The sequence below is a fragment of the Quadrisphaera sp. DSM 44207 genome (genome assembly GCF_900101335.1).
In the GTDB taxonomy this organism is placed as follows: domain Bacteria; phylum Actinomycetota; class Actinomycetes; order Actinomycetales; family Quadrisphaeraceae; genus DSM-44207.
In genome coordinates this window covers 728,342-749,112 of the sequence record NZ_FNKA01000002.1, presented here as the reverse complement: position 1 = coordinate 749,112, position 20,771 = coordinate 728,342, and the positions used below count along the sequence as shown (strand labels likewise).

Sequence of the window (20,771 nt, the reverse complement as noted above, 5' to 3'; positions counted from 1 at the left end):
GTGGTCCGGCCGGGCGGGACGCTACACGGCCACTCGGCCCGCGACGGCGCCGCGCGACCTAGCATGGTCGTCCGTGTCCACCACCGACGCGGTGAAGCGGCTGCTCCTCGGCCGCCCCGTGCACAGCGACCGGCTGGCCGAGACGCTGCTGCCCAAGCGGATCGCCGTCCCCGTCTTCGCCTCGGACGCGCTCTCGTCGGTGGCGTACGCGCCCGACGAGATCCTGCTGACGCTCGCCATCGCCGGCGCGACCGCCTACGTCCTGTCCCCGTGGGTGGCGGTCGCGGTCGTCGTCGTCCTCGTCGTCGTCGTCTCCTCCTACCGCCAGAACGTGCACGCCTACCCCTCCGGAGGCGGCGACTACGAGGTGGTCACCACCAACCTCGGCCGCACGGGCGGGGTCGCGGTCGGCAGCGCGCTGCTCGTCGACTACGTCCTGACGGTGGCGGTCTCGATCTCCTCGGCGTCGCAGTACGCCACCTCCGCGCTGCCCGCGCTGCGCGACCACGAGGTGCTCGTCGCCGTGCTGCTCATCGCCGTGCTCACGAGCATCAACCTGCGCGGGGTCCGCGAGTCGGGCACCGCGTTCGCGGTCCCGACGTACCTGTTCATCGCGGCCGTGCTGGGGATGGCGGGCTTCGGGCTGCTGCGCCTGGCGCTGGGCGACCTGCCGCCGGCCCCCAGCGCGCAGCTGGAGCTGGTGCCCGAGCACGGCTGGGAGGCCGGCCTGACCGGGCTCGCGGGCGGGTTCCTCGTGCTGCGCGCCTTCTCCTCCGGCTGCGCGGCCCTGACCGGCGTGGAGGCGATCAGCAACGGCGTCCCGGCCTTCCGCAAGCCCAAGAGCCGCAACGCGGCGACGACGCTGGCGCTCCTGGCGCTGATGAGCTCCACGATGCTGCTGGGCATCATCGCCCTCTCCATCGCCACGGGCGTGCAGTTCGCCGAGCGCCCGGCCGAGCAGCTGCTGCGCGACGGGGTGCCGGTCGGGGACGACTACGTGCAGGACCCGGTGATCGGCCAGATCGCGCGCAGCGTCTTCGACGGCTTCCCGCCGGCGTTCTACCTCGTGGCGGCCGCCACCGGCGTCATCCTCGTGCTGGCCGCCAACACCGCCTTCAACGGCTTCCCCGTGCTCGGCTCGATCCTCGCGCGCGACGGGCTGCTGCCGCGCCAGCTGCACACCCGCGGGGACCGGCTGGCGTTCAGCAACGGCATCGTGGCGCTCGCCGCCGCCGCGGTCGTGCTCGTCGTCGCCTTCGACGCCGAGGTCACGCGCCTGATCCAGCTCTACATCGTCGGGGTGTTCATCTCCTTCACGATGAGCCAGACCGGCATGGTGCGGCACTGGACGCGCCACCTGGCGACGGAGGCGGACCCGGCCGCCCGCGCCCGGATGCGGCGCTCGCGGGTGATCAACGCGGTCGGGCTCGTGATGACCGGCACGGTGCTCGTCATCGTGCTGCTGACGAAGTTCTCCCGCGGCGCGTGGATCACGCTGGTGGCGATGGCGGTGCTCTTCGTGCTCATGCAGGGCATCCGCCGGCACTACGACGGCGTCGCGCGCGAGCTGGCGCTCGAGGACGGCCCGTCCGGCCGGGTGCTGCCCTCCCAGGTGCACGCCGTCGTGCTCATCTCCAAGCTGCACAAGCCCGCGCTGCGGGCCCTGGCGTACGCGCGCGCCTCGCGCCCCTCGGTGCTGGAGGCCCTGACCGTGGAGGTGGACCCGGAGGAGACCGCGCGGCTGCGCGCGCAGTGGGACGAGCGCGGCCTGCCCGTGCCGCTGAAGACCCTCGCCTCCCCCTACCGCGAGGTGACCCGGCCGGTCGTCGACTACGTGCGCGGCCTGCGCACGGAGAGCCCGCGCGACCTCGTCGTCGTCTACATCCCCGAGTACGTCGTGGGCCACTGGTGGGAGCAGCTCCTGCACAACCAGAGCGCCCTGCGCCTGAAGGGCCGCCTGCACTTCACCCCCGGCGTGGTCGTGGCCAGCGTGCCCTGGCAGCTGACGTCGTCCGCGGGCGCGGAGGACCGGTGGGAGGGCGCCGCGCCCGGCGACGTGCGCCAGGGCACCCCGGCCGCCCGGCCCGGCGCGGACAGCGGCGCCCGCGCGGGCTCGTGAGCGGCGCGCCCGCGAGGGGGCGGGGCGCCCGGACGGCGCCGCCGTCCAGGCCCGACCCCGTCACCAGCACCCCCGTGCTGCCGGCGCCGGACGAGGGCCCGGGGCCCGTCGGCCGCGAGCTCGTCATCGACGTCGGGCCCGTCGCGCACGGCGGGCACTGCGTCGCCCGCTCGCAGGGCAGGGTGCTGTTCGTGCGCCACGCCCTGCCCGGGGAGCGGGTGCGGGTGCGCGTGACCGAGGGCGGGGACGGCGACCGCTTCTGGCGCGCGGACGCCGTGGAGGTGCTGCAGGCCTCGCCCGACCGCGTGGAGGAGCCCTGCCCGTGGGCGAAGCCGGGCCTGTGCGGCGGCTGCGACTGGCAGCACGCCACCCCGCCCGCCCAGCGCGCGCTGAAGGCCGCCGTCGTGCGAGAGCAGATGGCGCGCCTGGCCGGGCTCGACGTGCCGGTCGAGGTCGAGGTGGTCGACGGGCCCGGCGTGGACGCCGCGGCGGGGCTGTCGTGGCGCACCCGGGTGCAGTACGCCGTCGGGCAGGGCGGGCGCGCGGGGCTGCGGGCGCACCGCTCCTCCCGGGTGGTGGCCATCGACTGGTGCCGCATCGCCCACCCGCGCGTGCGGGAGGTCGCCGTTCCCACGGCCGCGCGCTGGCCGGGCGCGAGCGGCGTGGAGGTCGTGGCCGCGGCCGCTGGCGAGGACCGCCTGGTGCTCCTCGAGCCCGCCGACCGCGCGCGGCGCGTGCGGGTGCCGTCCCTGCCCGCACAGGCCTCGGTGGGCGTCCACGGCGCCGAGGGGCTGCAGCGCGTGCGCGGGCGCACCTGGACCGCGGAGGACGTCGACCTGCCCGGGGGGCGGCGCACCTTCCGGGTCACCGGCTCCGGGTTCTGGCAGGTGCACCCCGGCGCGGCGCGCGCGCTGGTGGCGGCGGCCCTGGAGGCCGCGGCGCCCGCGCCGGGGGAGCGGGCGCTGGACCTGTACGCCGGCGCCGGGCTGTTCGCCGCCGCGCTGGCGCAGGCGGTCGGCGCGGGCGGGCGGGTCGCGGCCGTGGAGTCCGACCAGCGCGCGGTCGCCGACGCCCGGCGCAACCTGCGCGACCTGGAGCAGGTGCGGATCCTGCCCGGACGCGTCGACCGGGTTCTGGCCGGGAGCGCGCTCGCGCAGGAGCTGGGCGGGCCCGGCGCCGACGTCGTGGTGCTCGACCCGCCGCGCACGGGCGCCAAGCGCGAGGTCGTCGCGCGCGTCGCCGCCCTGGCGCCGCGGGCGGTGGCCTACGTCGCGTGCGACCCGGCGGCCCTGGCCCGCGACACGGCGACCTTCGCCGAGCACGGCTACGTCCTCGACGGCCTGCGGGCCTTCGACCTCTTCCCGCAGACGCACCACGTCGAGTGCGTCGCGCGGCTCGTGCCCGCCGGCTGACGCCGGCGGGCCTCACTCCCGCGCGGGCGCCTCGTGGGCCTCGTCGAGGAGCTGGTCCATGCGCTCCCTGGCGGCGGCGCGGGTGCCGCGGTCGCTGGAGCGGGTGTAGGCGGCGACGAGCGCGAGCGCGTCCACGGCGTCCTCCGGGGTCGACAGCGCCCCACCATCGCGCACGCGGCGCCCGCGCCGCCGGCGCCACGCGGCTGGGTCGCGCGACTGTGGCACGCGACTGGGCCGCCGCGTCAGGCGGCGGGCCCGGGGCGCCCGCCGACGAGGGCCTGCAGGGCCATCGCGTCGTAGGGCGCGCGCACCTCGACGTCGTTGTCGAAGAAGACGAGCACGTCCCGGCCGGTCGCGGCCTCCTCGCGGACGACGTCCGCCCACCGGCGCAGCGCCTCCTGGGAGTAGCCGCTGACGTACAGCTCCTCGTCGCCGTGCAGGCGCAGGTAGGCGAAGTCCGCCGTCCGCGCGCGCAGCGCCGGCCACCGCCCCGCCGTGTCGGCGAGCACGAGCGCCGTCCCGTGCTCGGCCAGGACCTCCTCGAAGGAGGGGTCGGCGAAGGAGTCGTGGCGCACCTCCACCGCGTGGCGCAGCGGGCGGTCGGCGTCCGTCGTCGTGTGGGCGCGGCCCTCCAGCCGCTCGTCGTGGCCCTGCGCGACCACCGCCGCCTGCGCGGTGGTGCGCGGCAGCGCGGCGAGGAAGGCCTCGACCCGCTCCCGGTCCCCGCCCGGCTCCCAGGTCAGGGTCGGCGGCAGCTGCCACAGCAGCGGCCCGAGCTTCGGCCCGAGCGCCAGCACCCCGGAGGCGAGGAAGTTCGCCAGCGCCGCCTCCGCGCCGCCCAGCCGCTTCAGGTGGGTGATGTAGCGGCTGCCCTTGACGGCGAGGGCGAAGCCGTCGGGCACCTGCTGCGCCCAGGCGCGATACGTCTCGGGGCGCTGCAGCCGGTAGCAGGAGGCGTTGACCTCCACGGCGCCCAGGCGCTGCGCGACGAAGGGCAGCTCGCTGCGCTGCGGCAGCCCGCGGGGGTAGAAGGCGCCGCGCCACCCGGCGTACGCCCACCCCGACAGCCCGACGAGCACGCGCCCCGGGCGGGGTCCCTCCGGCTCCTCGACCACGTGCCGCAGCGTGGCCCACGGCCGGCCCGCCGACCACCGGTGCGCCTGCCGGCCGGTCGGGAGGACCCGTGACGGGCGGCTCCGCCCCTGGTATCTTGACGTCGAGATACTTCGCGGACGACGGGCCCCGCGCCAGGGGGGTCGTCGCCCGCGACCCGGGTGCGCGAGGATGGGCGCGCCGGTCAGCGCAGACGACGGGCAGACGGGGAGGACCACCATGAGCACGGCACCAGACACCGGTCGCAGCGCGGACAGCTTCGGGGCGCGCGGGACCCTCCAGGTGGGCGACGCCTCCTACGAGATGTACCGCCTGGACGCGGTCGAGGGCTCCGCGACGCTGCCGTTCAGCCTCAAGGTGCTGCTGGAGAACCTCCTGCGCACCGAGGACGGCGCGAACACCACCGCCGACCACGTCCGCGCCCTGGCCGGGTGGGACCCCAGCGCCGAGCCGGACACCGAGATCCAGTTCACGCCCGCGCGCGTGGTGATGCAGGACTTCACGGGCGTGCCGTGCATCGTCGACCTGGCCACCATGCGCGAGGCCGTGGCCGACCTCGGCGGCGACCCGTCCCGGATCAACCCCCTCGCCCCGGCCGAGCTGGTCATCGACCACTCGGTCATCGTCGACGTCGCCGGGCGGCCCGACGCCTTCGAGCGCAACGTCGAGATCGAGTACCAGCGCAACGGCGAGCGCTACCAGTTCCTGCGCTGGGGCCAGGGCGCCTTCGACGACTTCAAGGTCGTCCCCCCGGGCACCGGCATCGTCCACCAGGTCAACATCGAGCACCTCGCGCGGGTGGTGCACGAGCGGGGCGGCGTCGTCTACCCCGACACCTGCGTGGGCACCGACTCGCACACCACGATGGTCAACGGCCTCGGCGTGCTCGGCTGGGGCGTGGGCGGCATCGAGGCCGAGGCGGCCATGCTCGGCCAGCCGGTGAGCATGCTCATCCCGCGCGTGGTCGGCTTCAAGCTCACCGGGGAGATCCCCGCCGGCACCACCGCCACCGACGTCGTCCTGACCATCACCGAGCTGCTGCGCCAGCACGGCGTGGTCGGCAAGTTCGTGGACTTCTACGGCGAGGGCGTCGGCGCGGTGCCGCTGGCCAACCGCGCCACGATCGGCAACATGAGCCCGGAGTTCGGCTCCACCGCGGCGATCTTCCCGATCGACGGCGTCACGCTGGAGTACCTGCACCTGACCGGCCGCAGCGCCGAGCAGGTGGCCCTGGTCGAGGCGTACGCCAGGGAGCAGGGCCTGTGGCACGACCCGTCGCTCGAGCCGCGCTTCTCCGAGCACCTCGAGCTGGACCTGTCGACCGTGGTGCCGAGCATCGCCGGCCCCAAGCGCCCGCAGGACCGCATCGCCCTGTCGGAGTCCAAGGAGGCCTTCCGCGCGGCCCTGGCGGACTACGTCCCCGAGGCGGCTCCGGCGGGGAACGCGCCGTCGTCCGCGATGAGCGACGCGATCGACGCCACCAGCGGCACCGGCCAGGACGAGGCGCTGGTGGAGACCTTCCCCGCCTCCGACGCCCCGACGGCCTCGGGGCTGGAGGACGACGTGGCGCCGCTGGAGCCGGGGCACGCCACCGACCGCCCCTCGAAGCGGGTGCCGGTCACCCTCGCCAGCGGCGCCACCACCGAGCTCGACCACGGCCACGTCGTCATCGCCGCGATCACCTCGTGCACCAACACGTCGAACCCGTCGGTGATGCTCGGCGCGGCCCTGCTGGCCCGCAACGCCGTGGACAGGGGCCTGGACGTCAAGCCGTGGGTGAAGACGTCGATGGCGCCGGGCTCGAAGGTGGTCACCGACTACTACGAGAAGGCCGGCCTGGTCCCGTACCTGGAGAAGCTGGGCTTCCACCTGGTCGGCTACGGCTGCACCACGTGCATCGGCAACTCCGGTCCGCTGGCTGAGGAGATCTCCGCCGCCGTGCAGGAGAACGACCTCGCGGTCGCCGCGGTGCTCTCCGGCAACCGCAACTTCGAGGGCCGGATCAACCCCGACGTGCAGATCAACTACCTGGCCTCCCCGCCGCTGGTCATCGCCTACGCCCTGGCCGGGACGATGGACTGGGACCCGGACACCGATCCGCTGGGCACGGGCACCGACGGGCAGCCGGTGTTCCTGCGCGACGTGTGGCCCTCGGACGCCGAGGTCGCCGAGACCATCCGCCGGGCGATCAGCCAGGACATGTTCACCAAGGACTACGCGGACGTCTTCGCCGGGGACGAGCGGTGGCGCTCCCTGCCCACGCCCTCCGGCGACGTGTTCGCGTGGGACCCGGAGAGCACGTACGTGCGCAGGCCCCCGTACTTCGAGGGCATGCCCGCGCAGCCGGCGCCGGTCGCGGACGTCTCCGGCGCGCGCGTGCTCGCCAAGCTCGGGGACTCCGTGACCACCGACCACATCAGCCCCGCCGGCTCGATCAAGGCCGACAGCCCCGCCGGCCGCTACCTCGCCGAGCACGGGGTGGAGCGCAAGGACTTCAACTCCTACGGCTCCCGCCGCGGCAACCACGAGGTGATGATCCGCGGCACGTTCGCCAACATCCGGCTGCGCAACCAGCTCCTGAGCGACGTGGCGGGCGGCTTCACGCGCGACTTCACGCTCGAGGGCGGCCCGCAGGCCACCATCTACGACGCCGCGCAGCACTACGCCGCCGCCGGCACCCCGCTCGTGGTGCTGGCGGGCAAGGAGTACGGCTCCGGCTCCAGCCGCGACTGGGCCGCCAAGGGCACGAGCCTGCTCGGGGTGCGCGCCGTGATCGCCGAGAGCTTCGAGCGCATCCACCGCTCGAACCTCATCGGGATGGGCGTGCTGCCCCTGCAGTTCCCCGAGGGCGAGTCCGCGGCGTCCCTGGGCCTCGACGGCACCGAGACCTTCGCGATCTCCGGGGTCACCGCGCTGGACGAGGGGAGCACGCCGCGCACCGTGCGCGTCACCGCCACCCGGGCCTCGGGCGAGGAGGTCGTCTTCGACGCCCGGGTGCGCATCGACACCCCCGGCGAGGCGGACTACTACCGCCACGGCGGGATCCTGCAGTACGTGCTGCGCTCGCTGCTCTGAGCTCCGCCCGTCGCGCTCTCCCTCCGCGGTGATCATGCAGTTCCGGTCCGGGCCGGAACTGCACGATCACCGCGGGGGGCGGTGGTCGGTGCCGGACCGGGGCGGGAGAGCGGCGGTCGCGGTGCCGGCGGCGGCGTCCACGGTGACGGGCGCGCCGTCCGGGAGGGGGAGCAGGTCGGCGCCGGCGCCGGCGACCACGGGCACCCCGCTCGCTCGCAGCACCTGCACGGCGTGGGACGTCGCGTCCCCGCCGGTCAGGACGACGGCCAGCAGGCCCTCGCTCCCCAGCGCCGCGACGGCCTCGGGGGAGAGGTCCTCCGCCACGAGAACCCGCGGTGTCCGCTCCGGCGCCAGGGCGGGCGCGGGCGGCGCGCGCCCCGCCAGCCGCCAGCGCACCAGCTCCCCGACGGCGCGCACGTCGGCGGCGCGGGCGCGCAGGTAGGGGTCCGCCAGCCCCGCGAGCCGCGCGGCGGCGTCCGCGACGGCCGCGGACCACGCCTCCTCCGCGGGGCCTCCCCGCGCCAGCGCCGCGACCGCCGCCCCGACCAGGGCGGGGTCGGCCAGCAGGGCCCGGTGGGCCTGCAGGACCTCTCCCGCGACCCGCTGCGCGCGCTCGGCGGCCGACCGCTGCCAGCGGTCGACGTCCTCGGTGGCGGCGGCGACGGCGGCGTCCAGGCGCGCCCGCTCCTGCGCGGGGGTGCCCGGGGCGGGCGGGGCCGGGGGCTGCGGCGCCCGCCACACCAGCGCCGGGCCGGTCACGGGCCCCGCGCCGGCGTCCGCACCGGCGTCGACACCGCCGTCCGCGCCGGGGGCGGCCTCGGCGGGCGCCTCGTCGAAGGAGCGCGCCGCGAGCTCGAGCCCGGCGCGGACGGCGGCCTGCGCGCCGGGGCCGGTGGCGCGCAGCTGCAGCTCCTCGCCGCGGCGCAGCGCCAGCCCGGCGAGCGCGGTGGCGCTGGTGGCCGGCACCCACGCGGCGTCCGGGCCGGACCCGCTCGCCCGGGCCCGCACGTCGGCGTCGTGAGCGGCCAGCGCGGCGACGAGCCGGGCCGCGGGGCGCGCGTGCAGCCCGTGCGGCAGGTCGACCACGAGCGTCGCGGTGACGGCGTCCTCCTCGTCCCCGCGGTCGGGAGCTGCATGATCACGGCGGGGTGGGGGTGGGGGTGAGGGCGCCAGGTGCTCCTGCTTGGGGCGCAGCCCGGCGTCCGCCTCGGCGGCCACGCGGTCCAGGCCGGCGCCCGTGCTGGCGGTGACGGCCGCCGCCACCAGCCCCTCGACGAGGGGGCCGGCGCTCAGGCGCACCCGCTCGCGCACGTCGTCGGCCAGCAGGTCCAGGGCCGTCTCGGCGGAGAGCACGGCGCTGCCGAGGTCGAGCAGCACGAGGACGCCGGCGGGGGAGTCCACCTCCTCGACCGCGCGCTGGACGGCGAGGGCGTCGGTGCCGAGGGAGCCGTCGTCCAGGCCCGCGGCCACGGCCAGCGCCACGTCGTCGCCGGGCACGACCTGGCGCGCGAGGTCCACGGCGGCCTGCGCCAGCGCCCGGCTGTGCGAGACGACGACGAGGCCGACCCCCGCCCGCTCGCTCACCCCGGCGCCGTCCCGGGCTGCTGCGCGCCGCCGAGGGCGCTCGCGGCGGCGCGCAGCAGCAGCACCGCGGACGTCGCCCCCGGGTCGGCGTGCCCGGCGCTGCGCTCGCCCAGGTAGCTGGCGCGGCCCTTGCGCGCCTGCAGCGCCACCGTGCTCTCTCGCCCCTGCTCCCCGGCCGCCACGGCCGTCGCCAGCGCCGCGCCGGCGTCCTGCCCGGACGCGACCGCGCCCTCCAGCGCCTCGACGGCGGGAGCCAGGGCGTCGACCATCGTCTTGTCCCCGACCTGCGCCTTCCCGCGCGCGACCACGCCTTCCAGGCCGGCGCGGAAGGCCGCGGCCAGGACGGCGGCGTCCAGCTCCTGCGCCTCGCCCGCGGCGGCGCCGAAGCGCAGGAAGAAGGTGCCGTACAGCGGGCCGCTGGCGCCGCCGACGCTGCTCACCAGCGTCATGCCCACCGCGCGCAGCAGGGCGGCGGGCGTGGCCGCCGACCCGGCCTCGCCGTCCAGGGCCGCCACCACGGCGCGCAGGCCGCGGTCCAGGTTGGCCCCGTGGTCGGCGTCGCCGATCGCCCGGTCGAGGTCGGTCAGCTCCCCGGCGCGCTCGTGGACGAGCGCGGCGAGCTCGCGCAGCCACGCCCGCAGGTCCTCCACGCCGGCGCTCACGCGCCCCACCGCAGCGCCGGGGTGCGCACGGGGGCGTCCCAGAGGTCGAGCGCCTCGTCGTCGACGCGCAGGAGGGTCACCGAGCAGCCGGCCATGTCCAGGGAGGTGACGTAGTTCCCGACCAGGGCGCGCACCGGCGTGACGCCGGCGCCCCGCAGGATGCGGTCCACCTCGGCGTGCACGAGGTACAGCTCGATCAGCGGGGTGGCGCCCATGCCGTTGACGAGGGCGACCACCCGGTCGCCGCGGGAGAACGGCAGGTCGGCCAGCACCGGCTCGACCAGCGCCTGCGCCAGCTCGCGCGCCGGGGCCATCGGCACCCGCCGGCGGCCCGGCTCGCCGTGGATGCCGATGCCGAGCTCGACCTCGTCCTCGCCGAGGTCGAAGGTGGGGCGGCCGGCGGCGGGCACGGTGCAGGACGTCAGCGCCAGCCCCATGCTGCGCCCAGCGGCGTTCGCGCGCCGGGCGACCTCGGCGACCTCGGCCAGCGGGCGCCCCTGCTCGGCGGCGGCGCCGGCGAGCTTCTCCACCAGCACGGTGACCCCCACGCCGCGGCGCCCGGCGGTGTAGAGGCTGTCCTGCACCGCCACGTCGTCGTCGAGGACGACCGAGACGACCTCGGCGCCGGCCTCCGCGGCCGCCAGCTCGGCGGCCATCTCGAAGTTCATCACGTCGCCGGTGTAGTTCTTCACCAGGTGCAGCACGCCCGCGCCGCCGTCCACGGCCCGCGTGGCCGCGAGCACCTGGTCGGGCACGGGGGAGGTGAACACCTCCCCGCAGCAGGCCGCGTCGAGCATGCCGAGGCCCACGAAGCCGGCGTGCAGGGGCTCGTGGCCGCTGCCCCCGCCGGAGACGACGCCGACCTTGCCCGGCCGCGGGGCGTCCCCGCGCACCACGACCTTCGAGTCGTGGTCGACCCTCAGCTCCGGGTGGGCGGCCGCCAGCCCCCGCAGGGACTCGGCGACCACGTCGGCGGGGTCGTTGATGAGCTTCTTCACGGACCTCTCCTCGAGCACGTCGTCGTACCGGTGGGAGTGCGTGGGGGTGCAGAGGGGGTGCAGAGGGGTGCGGGGCCTGCCTACGCCCGCGGGAGCGCGCCGTCAAGGTGCGCGGACGGCGCTAGGCTCGTACGCGTGTTCGACGACGAGGGGCGCGGGCGCCGCCGCCCCGGGCCGCCCGGCTGGCCCGCGGCGGTGCCGCCGCCGGGCGCCGAGGGCTGGGAGCACCGCGCGGCGTCCTGGCTGCTGGACCTGTGCCCGCCGGAGTACCGGGCGCAGCCGGTGCTGGTGCGCCACCCGGTCGTGCTGGCCCGCCTGGCGCACCACCACGTCGCGGCGCAGGCGCAGGCGCACCGGCGCGCCGTGGCCACCCTGCGCGCCGACCTGGACGGCGCGGTGGCGCCCGGCGTGGTCGAGCGGGCGCTGACCGCCCTCGACCACGAGCAGGCGCGCCTGCTGGCGGCGGTGCGCGGCGTCCGGCTCCTGGAGGAGGCCCTGCGCGGACGGCGGCACGTCCCCCGGCTCTGAGGCGCCCGGGGGCGCAGACGCAGGGCGCAGGGGCCGGCGCGGGAGGCCGGCGCGGGGCCTCTCCAGGGGCCGGGGGGAGCGCGTCGGGGACGCCGGGCTCGCGCGCTGGCGCGCCCGACCTAGACTCGACGGGGCCCGACCGGGTCACCGGGGTGTGCGAGGAGGAACCACCCGATGAGGCTGCTGCCCGGGATCACCAGCCCGCGCGACCTGGACCGCCTGAGCCCGACGCAGCTGGACCAGCTCGCGGGGGAGGTCCGCTCGTTCCTGGTGCACGAGGTCTCCCGCACCGGGGGCCACCTGGGCCCCAACCTCGGCGTGGTCGAGCTGACGATCGCCCTGCACCGCGTCTTCGACTCCCCGCGCGACACGGTCGTCTTCGACACCGGCCACCAGGCCTACGTGCACAAGCTGCTCACCGGCCGCCAGGACTTCTCGGGCCTGCGCCAGCGCGGCGGCCTGTCGGGCTACCCCTCGCGCGCCGAGTCCGACCACGACGTCGTGGAGAACTCCCACGCCTCCGCCTCGCTGTCCTGGGCGGACGGGATCGCGAAGGCGCGGATGCTCAAGGGCGAGGACGACCGCTACGTCGTCGCCGTCATCGGCGACGGCGCCCTGACCGGCGGCATGGCCTGGGAGGCCCTGAACAACATCGCCACGGCCCAGGACTGCCGCCTCGTCGTCGTCGTCAACGACAACGGCCGCTCCTACGCCCCCACCATCGGGGGCATGGCCCACCACCTGGCCACGCTGCGCACCACGCGCGGCTACGAGCGCTTCCTCGAGTGGGGCAAGACCACCCTGCAGCGCGGGGGGACGCCGGGCCGGCTGGCCTACGACACCCTGCACGGGATGAAGAAGGGCCTGAAGGACATCGTGGCCCCGCAGGGCCTGTTCGAGGACCTGGGCCTGAAGTACGTCGGGCCCGTCGACGGGCACGACGTCGTCGCGCTCGAGCACGCCCTGGCGCGGGCCAAGGCGTTCGGCGGCCCGGTGATCGTCCACGCCCTCACGCGCAAGGGCAACGGGTTCACGGCCGCCGAGGCCGACGACGTCGACCGCTTCCACGCCGTCGGGGTGATCGACCCCGAGACGGGCCAGTCGCTGGCCGCGCCCGGCGAGGGCACCGCGTGGACGTCCCTGTTCGCCGACGAGATGGTGCAGGTCGGGCGCCGCCGCGAGGACGTCGTCGCCCTCACGGCCGCCATGCTCGTGCCCGTGGGCCTGGACCGCTTCGCCGCGGAGCACCCCGAGCGCGTGGTCGACGTCGGCATCGCCGAGCAGCACGCCGTCACCAGCGCCGCCGGCATGGCGTTCGCCGGGCTGCACCCGGTCGTCGCCGTGTACGCCACCTTCCTCAACCGGGCGATCGACCAGGTCGTCATGGACGTCGCGATGCACCGCGCGGGCGTCACGCTCGTCCTCGACCGCGCCGGCGTCACGGGCCCGGACGGCTCCAGCCACCACGGCGCCTGGGACATGGCGCTGCTCGGGGCCGTGCCCGGCCTGCGCCTGGCCGCCCCGCGCGACGGGCGCCGCCTGCGGGAGCTGCTGGGCGAGGCCCTCGACGTCGAGGACGCCCCCACCGTGCTGCGCTTCCCCAAGGGCGTCGTCCCCGCGGACGTCGACGCGATCGAGCGCGTCGGCGGCGTCGACGTGCTCGCCCGCGGCGAGGGCAGCGACGTCCTCGTCGTCGCGGTCGGCTCGATGGTGGGCCTCGGCCTGGACGTCGGCGAGCGCCTGGCCGCCCAGGGCATCGACGCCACCGTGGTCGACCCGCGCTGGGCGCTGCCGGTGGCGCCGGCGCTGGTGGACCTCGCCCGCGGGCACCGCCTCGTCGTCACGGTCGAGGACGGCGTGCGCGCCGGCGGCGTCGGCAGCCAGGTCGCCCAGGCCCTCGCGGACGCCGAGGTGGTCGTGCCCGTGCACGTGGTCGGCCTGCCCGCGAGGTTCCTGCCCCACGGCAGCCAGGGTCAGGTGCTGGCCTCCGTGGGCCTGACGGGCCAGGACGTCGCCCGCGACGTCGCCGCGCGGGTCGCGGGCCTGGACGCCGCCCCCGTGGCGGGGGAGCCGGTCCCCGGCCACCGGGGCTGACCCGGCTGGGCCGGCCGCCCGGCCACCGCGACCTCCTCGGCCGTCACGAGCAGTGGGCGGGGGAACGCGCGCTGCTCCACGTCGCTGGCCGACCACGCGGCGCCGGCGAACGCGGGGTCCACGCGCGCCGGGTCCACCCAGCCGCGGGTGCGCACGGGCACGGCCACCGCGCGCAGGCCCGTGCCGTCCCCGGCGGCCAGGTGGGCGCGCAGCACCGGGGCCGCGAGCAGGGCCGGCACGTCGACGCCCCCGACCGGGCGCAGCACGAGCGGCCGGGCCCGCGGCCCGTCGGGCCCGGCCGGAGGCAGGCCCGCGGCCAGGTGGGCGTCGCGCGCCAGGCGCGCCACCGCGAGCTCCGCCATCCGGGCGCGGTGCTCCACCGCCCGCTGCCACGCCGCGTCGGCGTCGAGGCCGGCGGCCGCGGCGACGTCCGGCCACAGCGGCGCGGGCTCGTCCTCGCCGGGCAGCAGGTCCAGGGCGCCCAGGCCCACCTCCAGGGCGCCGCCGCGCACCCGCTCGCGCACCCACGCGGAGCCCGGGTGCAGCGCGCCGTCCACGGGCTGGCCCACCGCGCGGGCGCCGGCGAGCAGCGCGCCGGCCGCCCCGGCGCCGAGGTCGGCGACGGCGCGGTGCTGGCGCAGCCACGCGCGCAGGCGGGCGCGGGCGGCGGGCGAGCCGGGCGCGTGCCCGGCGACGACGGCGCGCACGGCCTCCCAGGACAGCCGCACCGGAACGGCTCCCGCGACGACGATCCCGGCGCCCGCTGGGTTCAGGTCCACGTCGTCCAGGACGGCGACGGCCAGCACGGCCTGCCGCAGCGCGAGGTCGGGGTCCGCGGTCATGTCACGGACGGTAGTGACCGATGGCGCCGGGGTCACGCCTAGTGCGGTGCCGGCGGGGCCGAGTGGGGCGCACCGTCACTGTGCGTGACACCACGCGACGTCCACGCAGCGGGGCGGGTCAGCGCGGGAACGACGGGACCACGATCCCGCGAGCACCAGCTCAGGCGGTCCTGGTCGCCGGCTCGGCGGCGGGGCGGTGCCGCGTCCGGGACGCCAGGCCCAGGACGACGGCGGCGTCGAGGAGGACCACGGCGAGCAGCGTGGCGGGGATGGCCGAAGGACCCCAGGTGTCGTGGCTCGCGCCGATGACGGGGGCGGTGAGCACCGGACCGGCGCTGGCGGCGGCGAGGACCAGGGCCCCGGCGCCGGGAGCGAGGGGACCTCGAGCCGCGAGCCAGGCGAAGGCGGTGGGGAAGACGGGCGCGAGGAACAGGCCGGTCAGGACGTAGCCGGTCCTGACCGCGGAGCCGGTGGAGGCGAGCACCAGGCCGGCGCCGGCGAGCAGCAGGCTGGCCAGCAGCAGCGGTGCGGGCGCCAGGCGCAGGCTGATCGGTGCGGCGAGCAGGCGCCCGAGGGTGAAGGCGATCCAGAAGCTGGAGGTGACGGCGGCCGCGCCGCCCGCGCCCGCGCCCGCGGCGTGGACGAGGTGCGTGCTCATCCACCCCGCCACCCCGGCCTCGGCGCCCACGTAGACCACCAGCACCGCGGTGAGGCCCAGCTGCACGCCGGTCAGGTGCGCACGGCGCGCTGGCCCGCTGGTCCGGTCCGCGCGGTGGCCCCCAGGGGCGGTGTCCGGGCGTGCGGAGTCCGGTGCGGTGGCCAGGAGCGGGATCGTGAGGGCGGCGACGGCAGCGCTGGCGAGCAGGACGCTCGTGCGGCCCGCGCCGACGGCGACCGCGGCGGGCGCCAGCACGGCGCCGAGCCCGAAGGCGGCGCTGACCAGGGTGAGCACGGCGGCGCTGCGGGTGCCGCGGGTGCTGGCGAACAGGACGTTGACGTCGAGCTCGAAGCCGCCCCAGCCCGACCCCGCCAGGACCACGCACGTCAGCAGGACCGGCCAGGTCGGGGCGAGGGCTGCTCCGGTGCATCCGGCCACCACCACCAGGGCTGCGACGAGCAGGCGCCACCGCACGGGCAGCCGCGCGCCCCCCAGCCCGGCGAGGAGGATGCCCACCACCCCTCCGGCGGCGTGGGCGCCGAGGAGCAGGCCCGCGCTGGAGGAGGAGACGCCGAAGTCCTCCTGCACCTGCGGCAGCAGCGGGCCGTAGGAGGCGACCAGCAGCCCCAGCAGGAAGAACGCGACCGCGCCGCCGAGCGTCACCCGCAGCCGCGAGCCTGCACGATCCGGTGACGAAGACACCGATTTCGCCGTTATCTCGGCAGGAGTGGCGGGAACGTCGGCGCGCATCGGTACAGTCAAGCATGATCTGGCACGCAGGAGGACGGTGATCGTGTTCGCGCACGAGCGGCAGGAGCGGATCGCCCGTCAGGTGGCCGAGCACGGCCGCGCTGCCGTCGCCGACCTGGCGGTGGCCCTGGCGGTCTCCGAGGACACCATCCGCCGGGACCTGCGCGCCCTGGCCTCTCGCGGGGTGGTGCACAAGACCCACGGCGGCGCGCTGGCTCCGGACACCGCCCGCCTGGGCTGGCGCGAGCGGGAGGGCGTCGAGGCCGACGCCAAGGCCGCCATCGGCGCCCTGGCCGCCGGGCTCGTGGCGCCGGGGCAGTCGGTGGTCCTGGACGCCGGCTCCACCGTGCTCGCCCTGGCCCGTCACCTGCGCGCCCGACCGCTCACCGTGCTGACCAGCTCGCTGGACGTCGCCGCCGTCTTCGACGCCGATCCCGACGTCGAGCTGAGCCTGACCGGCGGGGACTGGGACGCCCGCTCGCGCTACCTGACCGGGTCCACCGCCCTGCACGCCCTGGGCTCCCGCCGGGCGGACTGGGCCTTCCTGGGCACCTGCGCCCTGCACCGGACCGCCGGAGCCACCTCGGTCACCGACCGCGACGCCGCGGTCAAGCGCGCCATGCTCGCCGCGGCCGACCGCGGCGTCGTGCTCGCCGACCGCACCAAGCACGCCCGCATCCTGCCGCACCTGATCGCCCCGCTGGACACCCTGTACGCCGTCGTCACCGACGAGCCGGCCACCGCGAGCGACCTCGACGACCTCGCAGGCCTGCGGGTGCTCCGAGCCGACACCGCCGCATGAGCGCCGCTGGTGCCGGCGCGGGCGGCGAGGGGCCGACCGCGCGGACGCCGGGACGCGGCTCGGTCGGCGTACAGGTGATCATCCTCTCCAGCCGTGACGAGGTCCTCCTGCAGCACCGCGACGACGCTCCCGGCATCGCCTACCCGAACACCTGGGCCATCCCCGGCGGCCACCTGGAGCAGGCGGAGGCACCGCGTGACTGCGCCCTGCGGGAGCTGGCGGAAGAGCTGCAGCTGTTCCTCGCCCCCTCGGACCTGCTGCTGCTGTGCGCCCGGCAGCGCTCCTACGGCTACGAGCACACCTTCTGGACGCGCCAGGACCTCGTGGTCGAGGACCTCGTCGTCACCGAGGGCCGGGGGTTCGCCTGGTTCACGCACCAGGACACCAGGACCCTGCCGCTCGGCTACGAGGACGACGCCGTGCTCGAGCACTTCTTCGCCGTCCTGCAGGACCCGAGCGGCTGAGCGCGTCCGCAGCCGCGGAGCCTCGCACGGCCTCGAGGACGCCGGACAGGACGAGCACCGACCAGGACACCACCCGGCGACCCGGCCACCTGGCCACCCGGTCACCCGGGCCTCAGGGCGCTGGCAGCGAGGCCACCCCGGGCGGCAGGAACCGGGCGCCGGTGGCGCGCTGCGAGACCCCCGTGCGGTCCAGGTGGGGAGTGATGCCGCCGAGGTGGAACGGCCACCCGGCGCCGAGGAGCATGCACAGGTCGACGTCCTGCGGCTCGGCCACGACGCCCTCGTCGAGCATCAGCCGCACCTCTCGCGCCAGGGCCGCCAGGGCCCGCTCGCGCACCTGCTCGGCCGTGGACGGGTGGTCCCCGAGCTGGAGGACGGCGGCCGTCTCGGGGGCCAGCACGCGGCGTCCGCGCGCGTCGGGCGCCCAGACGCCCGGCAGGCCGGCCTCGACGATCCGCTGCAGGGTGCCCGAGACCCCGAAGCGGTCCGGGAAGGCCTCGTGCAGGGTCCGCGCGACGTGCAGGGCCACCGGTGGGCCGACGAGGCCGAGGAGGGCGAACGGGCTCATGGGCAGGCCGAGCGGGTCCGTCGCCGCGTCGGCGACCTCGGGCGGGGTGCCCTCGTCCACCGCCGCGAGCACCTCGCCTATGAGCCGCAGCAGCAGCCGGTTGACGACGAACGCCGGGGCGTCGCGGACCAGCACGCACGACTTGCCGAGCTGCCTGCCGAGCGCGAAGGCGGTGGCGAGCACGGCGTCGTCCGTGCCGGGCCGGCCGGCCTCGCCGGCGGTGCGGACGACCTCGACGAGCGGCATCCTCGCGACCGGGTTGAAGACGTGGAAGCCGACCATCCGCTCCGGGCGGCGCAGGACGCTCGCCATCGCCGTCACCGACAGGGAGGAGGTGTTGGTGGCCAGCACGCACTCGTCGGGAACGACCTGCTCGAGGGCGGTGAGGACCTGCTGCTTGACGCCCATCTCCTCGAAGACGGCCTCGATCACGATGTCGGCGCCGGCGAACGCCTCCTGGTACGACGTCGTGCCGGTCACCAGGCCCTTGAGCCCGGTCGCGGCGTCGGCGCTGACCCCGCCCCCGGCGGCCAGCTCGTCGACCTGGCCGTGGACCCAGGCGAGGCCGCGGGCGACCCGCTCGGCGTCCAGGTCGGTCATCACCACCGGCACGCCGAGGCGGCGGGCGAACAGCAGCGCCAGCTGGCTGGCCATGAGGCCGGCGCCGACGACGCCGACCCGCCTGACCGGGCGCGCGAGGGAGGCGTCCGGGGCGCCGGCGGGCCGCTTGGCGCGGCGCTGGACGAGGTCGAAGGAGTACGCGCCGGCGCGGAACTCCTCGCTCACGACCAGCTCGGCGAGGGCGTCGTCCTCGGCGGCGAACCCGGCCTCGCGGTCGTCGGTGCGGGCGCGGGCGAGGAGGTCCAGCGCGCGGTAGGGGGCCGGGGCGGCGCCGTGCAGGCGGGCGTCCAGCTGCGCGCGGGCGGCGGCGATCGCGCCGTCCCACGCGGCGGCGTCGCGGTCGACCTGCGGGCGCTCGACCACCACCTCGCCGGTGAGCACGCGGGCGGCCCAGGCGATGGACTCCTCGAGGAAGCGCGCCGGGTCCAGGACGACGTCCACGACGCCGTCGGCCAGGGCCCGCTCCGCCGTGCTCGTGCGCCCGCCGGCCAGGGGATCGCCGACCACCCAGCGCAGCGCCGTCGGGATGCCGACGAGGCCCGGCAGCAGGTGGGTGCCGCCCCACCCGGGCACCAGGCCCAGTGCGATCTCGGGCAGGCCCAGCGGGCGCGCGCCCGCCGCGGCGGTGCGGTGCGTGCAGTGCAGCGCGACCTCCAGGCCCCCGCCCAGCGCCGTGCCGTTGACGAACGCGAAGGAGGGCGCGCCGAGCTCGCCGAGGCGGCGCAGCGAGTCGTGCCCGTGGCGGGCGACGCCGAGCGCCTGCGGCCGGGTGCTGATGCGCACGACGTGCCCCAGGTCCGCCCCGGCGGCGAACGCGCTGCCGACGCCGGTGATCCCGACGGCTGCGACGGACCCCTCGGCGACCAGGGCCTCGACCTCGTCGAGGGTCGCGCGCAGCTCCAGCAGGCCCGCGGGGCCCAGCGTGGCCGGCTTGGCGCCCCCGGTGCCGTTGTCCATGGTGATCAGGGCCATCGCGCCGGCGCCGCCGGGCAGGGCGACCTGCCGCCAGGGGAAGCGGGTGACCCGCTCGGCGCCGGCCGGGTCGAGGAGGTCCTCCGGGTGCGCGGCGTCCTGCGCGCCGCGGGCGGGAGTGCTCGCTGGGGGAGTGGGACCGGTCACGCGCTCGTGCCCTCCTCGTCATCGTGGGGGTACCCGCGGTGCACAGTACCCGCGGTGCGCAGTACCGGCGGTACCGCCTGGACGGTGCCGGTGCGGCGGCGGAGGGCCGCGGCGGCACGCGGTCAGGCCAGGAGCGTCTCGCCCCACCACCCGCCCTCGCGCACCCCGGGCGGCACGGCCCACACGCCCGAGCCGGTGTGCACCAGGTACTCGCCCAGGGCGTCGGCCTCGGCCAGCGCGGTCTGCACGGGCACGAACGCGCGGCGCACGTCGCGCTGGTAGGCGAGGAAGAACAGCCCGGCGTCGAGGTGGCCGTAGCCGTCGGTGCCGCCGGTGTAGCTGAACCCGCGCCGCAGCATCCGCGCCCCCCCGTGGCGGGAGGGGTGCGCCAGTCGCACGTGCGAGGAGGCCGGCAGGGTGGCCGGGTCGAACGCCTCGTGCTCGGCGGTGCCGCCCAGGGGAGCGCCCTCGCCCTTGGTGCGACCGACGAAGGCCTCCTGCTCGGCCAGCGGCGCGCGGTCCCACGTCTCGATGCGCATCGCGACCCGGCGGGCGACGAGGTAGCTGCCGCCCGTCATCCACGCCCGCGCCTCGTCGCCGGCGTCCTGCGCGGCGACCCACACGTGCTCGTCCAGGGCCGCCGCGTCGCTGCCGGCGGGGTTGGCCGTGCCGTCCTTGAACCCGAAGAGGTTGCGCGGCGTGGGCTGGTCGGGGTCGACGGAGGCCGCGCGGCCGTAGCCGAGCTGCGCCCACCGCACCGCGGCGCGCCCGGCGGCCAGGCGGGTCAGGGTGCGGATCGCGTGGACGGCGACCTGCGGGTCGTCGGCGCACGCCTGCACGGCCAGGTCGCCGCCGCAGCGGGCCTCCTCCAGGGCGTCGCCGCGGAAGGCGGGCAGCTCCACGAGCGCCTCGGGACGCCGCTCGCCCAGCCCGAAGCGGTCGTCGAAGAGCGAGGGGCCGAACCCGACGGTCAGGGTCAGGCGCGAGGCGCCCAGGCCCTGCGCCTCCCCGGTGTCCGAGGGCGGCGCCGACGGCGAGCCGCCCGCGGCCCCGCCCTCGCCGACCTCCCGCCCGGCGCACAGGGCGACGGCGGCCCGCGTCCAGTCCCGCAGCAGCCCGGCCAGCTCGGCGCGGTCCTCGGCGAGGACGTCGAAGGCCGCGAAGTGCAGGTGCCCCTGCACGCTCGTGGCGATGCCGGCCTGGTGCTCGCCGTGGAACGGCACGACGTCGTCGCGGCCGTCGCCCTCCCGGGCGGCGGCCGCCGCCGCGGCGCCGGCGCCGATGAGCCCCGCCCCGGCCGCGCCCGTGCCGAGCGCGGCGAACAGGGACCGGCGGGAGAGGCCGCCCGGACCGCTCATGCCG

At 77.1% G+C, this 20,771-nt stretch carries 15 protein-coding genes; 7 read left to right on the top strand and 8 right to left on the bottom strand.

The annotated features are described in order from the left end of the window. The first annotated feature begins 73 nt into the window (after positions 1–73). Both BLS82_RS09665 and BLS82_RS09660 read left to right on the top strand, forming a co-directional pair. On the top strand, positions 74–2,119 hold the full coding sequence (locus BLS82_RS09665; protein WP_092864545.1) for an APC family permease: 2,046 nt from the start codon (positions 74–76) through the stop codon (positions 2,117–2,119). Between the two features lie 74 nt (positions 2,120–2,193). Beyond that, entirely contained in the window at positions 2,194–3,531 is a 1,338-nt protein-coding gene (locus BLS82_RS09660) for a class I SAM-dependent RNA methyltransferase (protein ID WP_092865229.1), read from the top strand. 12 nt (positions 3,532–3,543) lie between these two features. Here BLS82_RS09660 and BLS82_RS16420 read toward each other — a convergent pair whose 3' ends face one another. Beyond that, positions 3,544–3,666, bottom strand: coding sequence for a hypothetical protein (locus tag BLS82_RS16420; protein WP_255378242.1), 123 nt, complete (start codon positions 3,664–3,666; stop codon positions 3,544–3,546). Between the two features lie 107 nt (positions 3,667–3,773). After that, a complete protein-coding gene (locus BLS82_RS09655; protein ID WP_255378241.1) occupies positions 3,774–4,646 on the bottom strand; it encodes a DUF72 domain-containing protein in 873 nt (290 codons plus the stop codon). A 217-nt stretch (positions 4,647–4,863) separates the two neighbouring features. Here BLS82_RS09655 and BLS82_RS09650 point away from each other — a divergent pair, with 217 nt between their 5' ends. Continuing rightward, positions 4,864–7,719: an aconitate hydratase gene (locus BLS82_RS09650; protein WP_092864539.1), complete on the top strand. Its 2,856-nt coding sequence runs from the start codon at positions 4,864–4,866 to the stop codon at positions 7,717–7,719. Positions 7,720–7,785: 66 nt separating this feature from the next. On the opposite strand, the gene dhaM is transcribed toward BLS82_RS09650, so the two are convergent. Genes dhaM through dhaK form a run of 3 tightly spaced genes read right to left on the bottom strand, consistent with a single transcriptional unit; the run spans position 7,786 to position 10,963 of the window. Further along, the gene (gene dhaM, locus BLS82_RS09645; RefSeq protein ID WP_092864536.1) at positions 7,786–9,303 is read right to left on the bottom strand and encodes a dihydroxyacetone kinase phosphoryl donor subunit DhaM; all 1,518 of its coding nucleotides are present in this window, start codon (positions 9,301–9,303) and stop codon (positions 7,786–7,788) included. Next, positions 9,300–9,965, bottom strand: a complete 666-nt coding sequence (gene dhaL / locus BLS82_RS09640) for a dihydroxyacetone kinase subunit DhaL (RefSeq protein ID WP_092865226.1) — start codon at positions 9,963–9,965, stop codon at positions 9,300–9,302. Before dhaL ends, dhaM begins: the two co-directional genes overlap by 4 nt. Beyond that, positions 9,962–10,963: a dihydroxyacetone kinase subunit DhaK gene (dhaK, locus tag BLS82_RS09635; protein WP_092865223.1), complete on the bottom strand. Its 1,002-nt coding sequence runs from the start codon at positions 10,961–10,963 to the stop codon at positions 9,962–9,964. The genes dhaL and dhaK overlap by 4 nt, the downstream gene beginning before the upstream one ends. A 135-nt stretch (positions 10,964–11,098) precedes the next feature. Here dhaK and BLS82_RS09630 point away from each other — a divergent pair, with 135 nt between their 5' ends. Further along, positions 11,099–11,491, top strand: a complete 393-nt coding sequence (locus tag BLS82_RS09630; RefSeq protein WP_255378240.1) for a hypothetical protein — start codon at positions 11,099–11,101, stop codon at positions 11,489–11,491. Between the two features lie 174 nt (positions 11,492–11,665). Continuing rightward, the gene (gene dxs, locus BLS82_RS09625; RefSeq protein WP_092864533.1) at positions 11,666–13,585 is read left to right on the top strand and encodes a 1-deoxy-D-xylulose-5-phosphate synthase; all 1,920 of its coding nucleotides are present in this window, start codon (positions 11,666–11,668) and stop codon (positions 13,583–13,585) included. 1,002 nt (positions 13,586–14,587) lie between these two features. Here the strand turns inward: dxs and BLS82_RS09620 are convergent. Further along, a complete protein-coding gene (locus tag BLS82_RS09620) occupies positions 14,588–15,748 on the bottom strand; it encodes an MFS transporter (RefSeq protein WP_176819018.1) in 1,161 nt (386 codons plus the stop codon). A gap of 124 nt (positions 15,749–15,872) precedes the next feature. Between BLS82_RS09620 and BLS82_RS09615 the strand changes: the two genes are divergently transcribed. Both BLS82_RS09615 and BLS82_RS09610 read left to right on the top strand, forming a co-directional pair. Continuing rightward, complete coding sequence (locus BLS82_RS09615) at positions 15,873–16,637, top strand: DeoR/GlpR family DNA-binding transcription regulator (protein ID WP_143028800.1); 765 nt, start codon at positions 15,873–15,875, stop codon at positions 16,635–16,637. After that, on the top strand, positions 16,634–17,101 hold the full coding sequence (locus BLS82_RS09610; protein ID WP_092864524.1) for an NUDIX domain-containing protein: 468 nt from the start codon (positions 16,634–16,636) through the stop codon (positions 17,099–17,101). Before BLS82_RS09615 ends, BLS82_RS09610 begins: the two co-directional genes overlap by 4 nt. A gap of 112 nt (positions 17,102–17,213) precedes the next feature. Here BLS82_RS09610 and BLS82_RS09605 read toward each other — a convergent pair whose 3' ends face one another. Both BLS82_RS09605 and efeB read right to left on the bottom strand, forming a co-directional pair. Beyond that, a complete protein-coding gene (locus BLS82_RS09605; RefSeq protein ID WP_255378239.1) occupies positions 17,214–19,409 on the bottom strand; it encodes a 3-hydroxyacyl-CoA dehydrogenase NAD-binding domain-containing protein in 2,196 nt (731 codons plus the stop codon). Between the two features lie 122 nt (positions 19,410–19,531). Beyond that, complete coding sequence (efeB, locus tag BLS82_RS09600; RefSeq protein ID WP_092865214.1) at positions 19,532–20,767, bottom strand: iron uptake transporter deferrochelatase/peroxidase subunit; 1,236 nt, start codon at positions 20,765–20,767, stop codon at positions 19,532–19,534. Positions 20,768–20,771: the final 4 nt, after the last annotated feature.

What these genes read in the sequence shown, in the direction of transcription:
- BLS82_RS09650 (WP_092864539.1), top strand. Translation starts at nt 4,864, where the DNA reads ATGAGCACGGCACCAGACACCGGTCGCAGCGCGGACAGCTTCGGGGCG.
- dxs (WP_092864533.1), top strand. Translation starts at nt 11,666, where the DNA reads ATGAGGCTGCTGCCCGGGATCACCAGCCCGCGCGACCTGGACCGCCTG.
- BLS82_RS09610 (WP_092864524.1), top strand. Translation starts at nt 16,634, where the DNA reads ATGAGCGCCGCTGGTGCCGGCGCGGGCGGCGAGGGGCCGACCGCGCGG.
- efeB (WP_092865214.1), bottom strand. Translation starts at nt 20,767, where the DNA reads ATGAGCGGTCCGGGCGGCCTCTCCCGCCGGTCCCTGTTCGCCGCGCTC.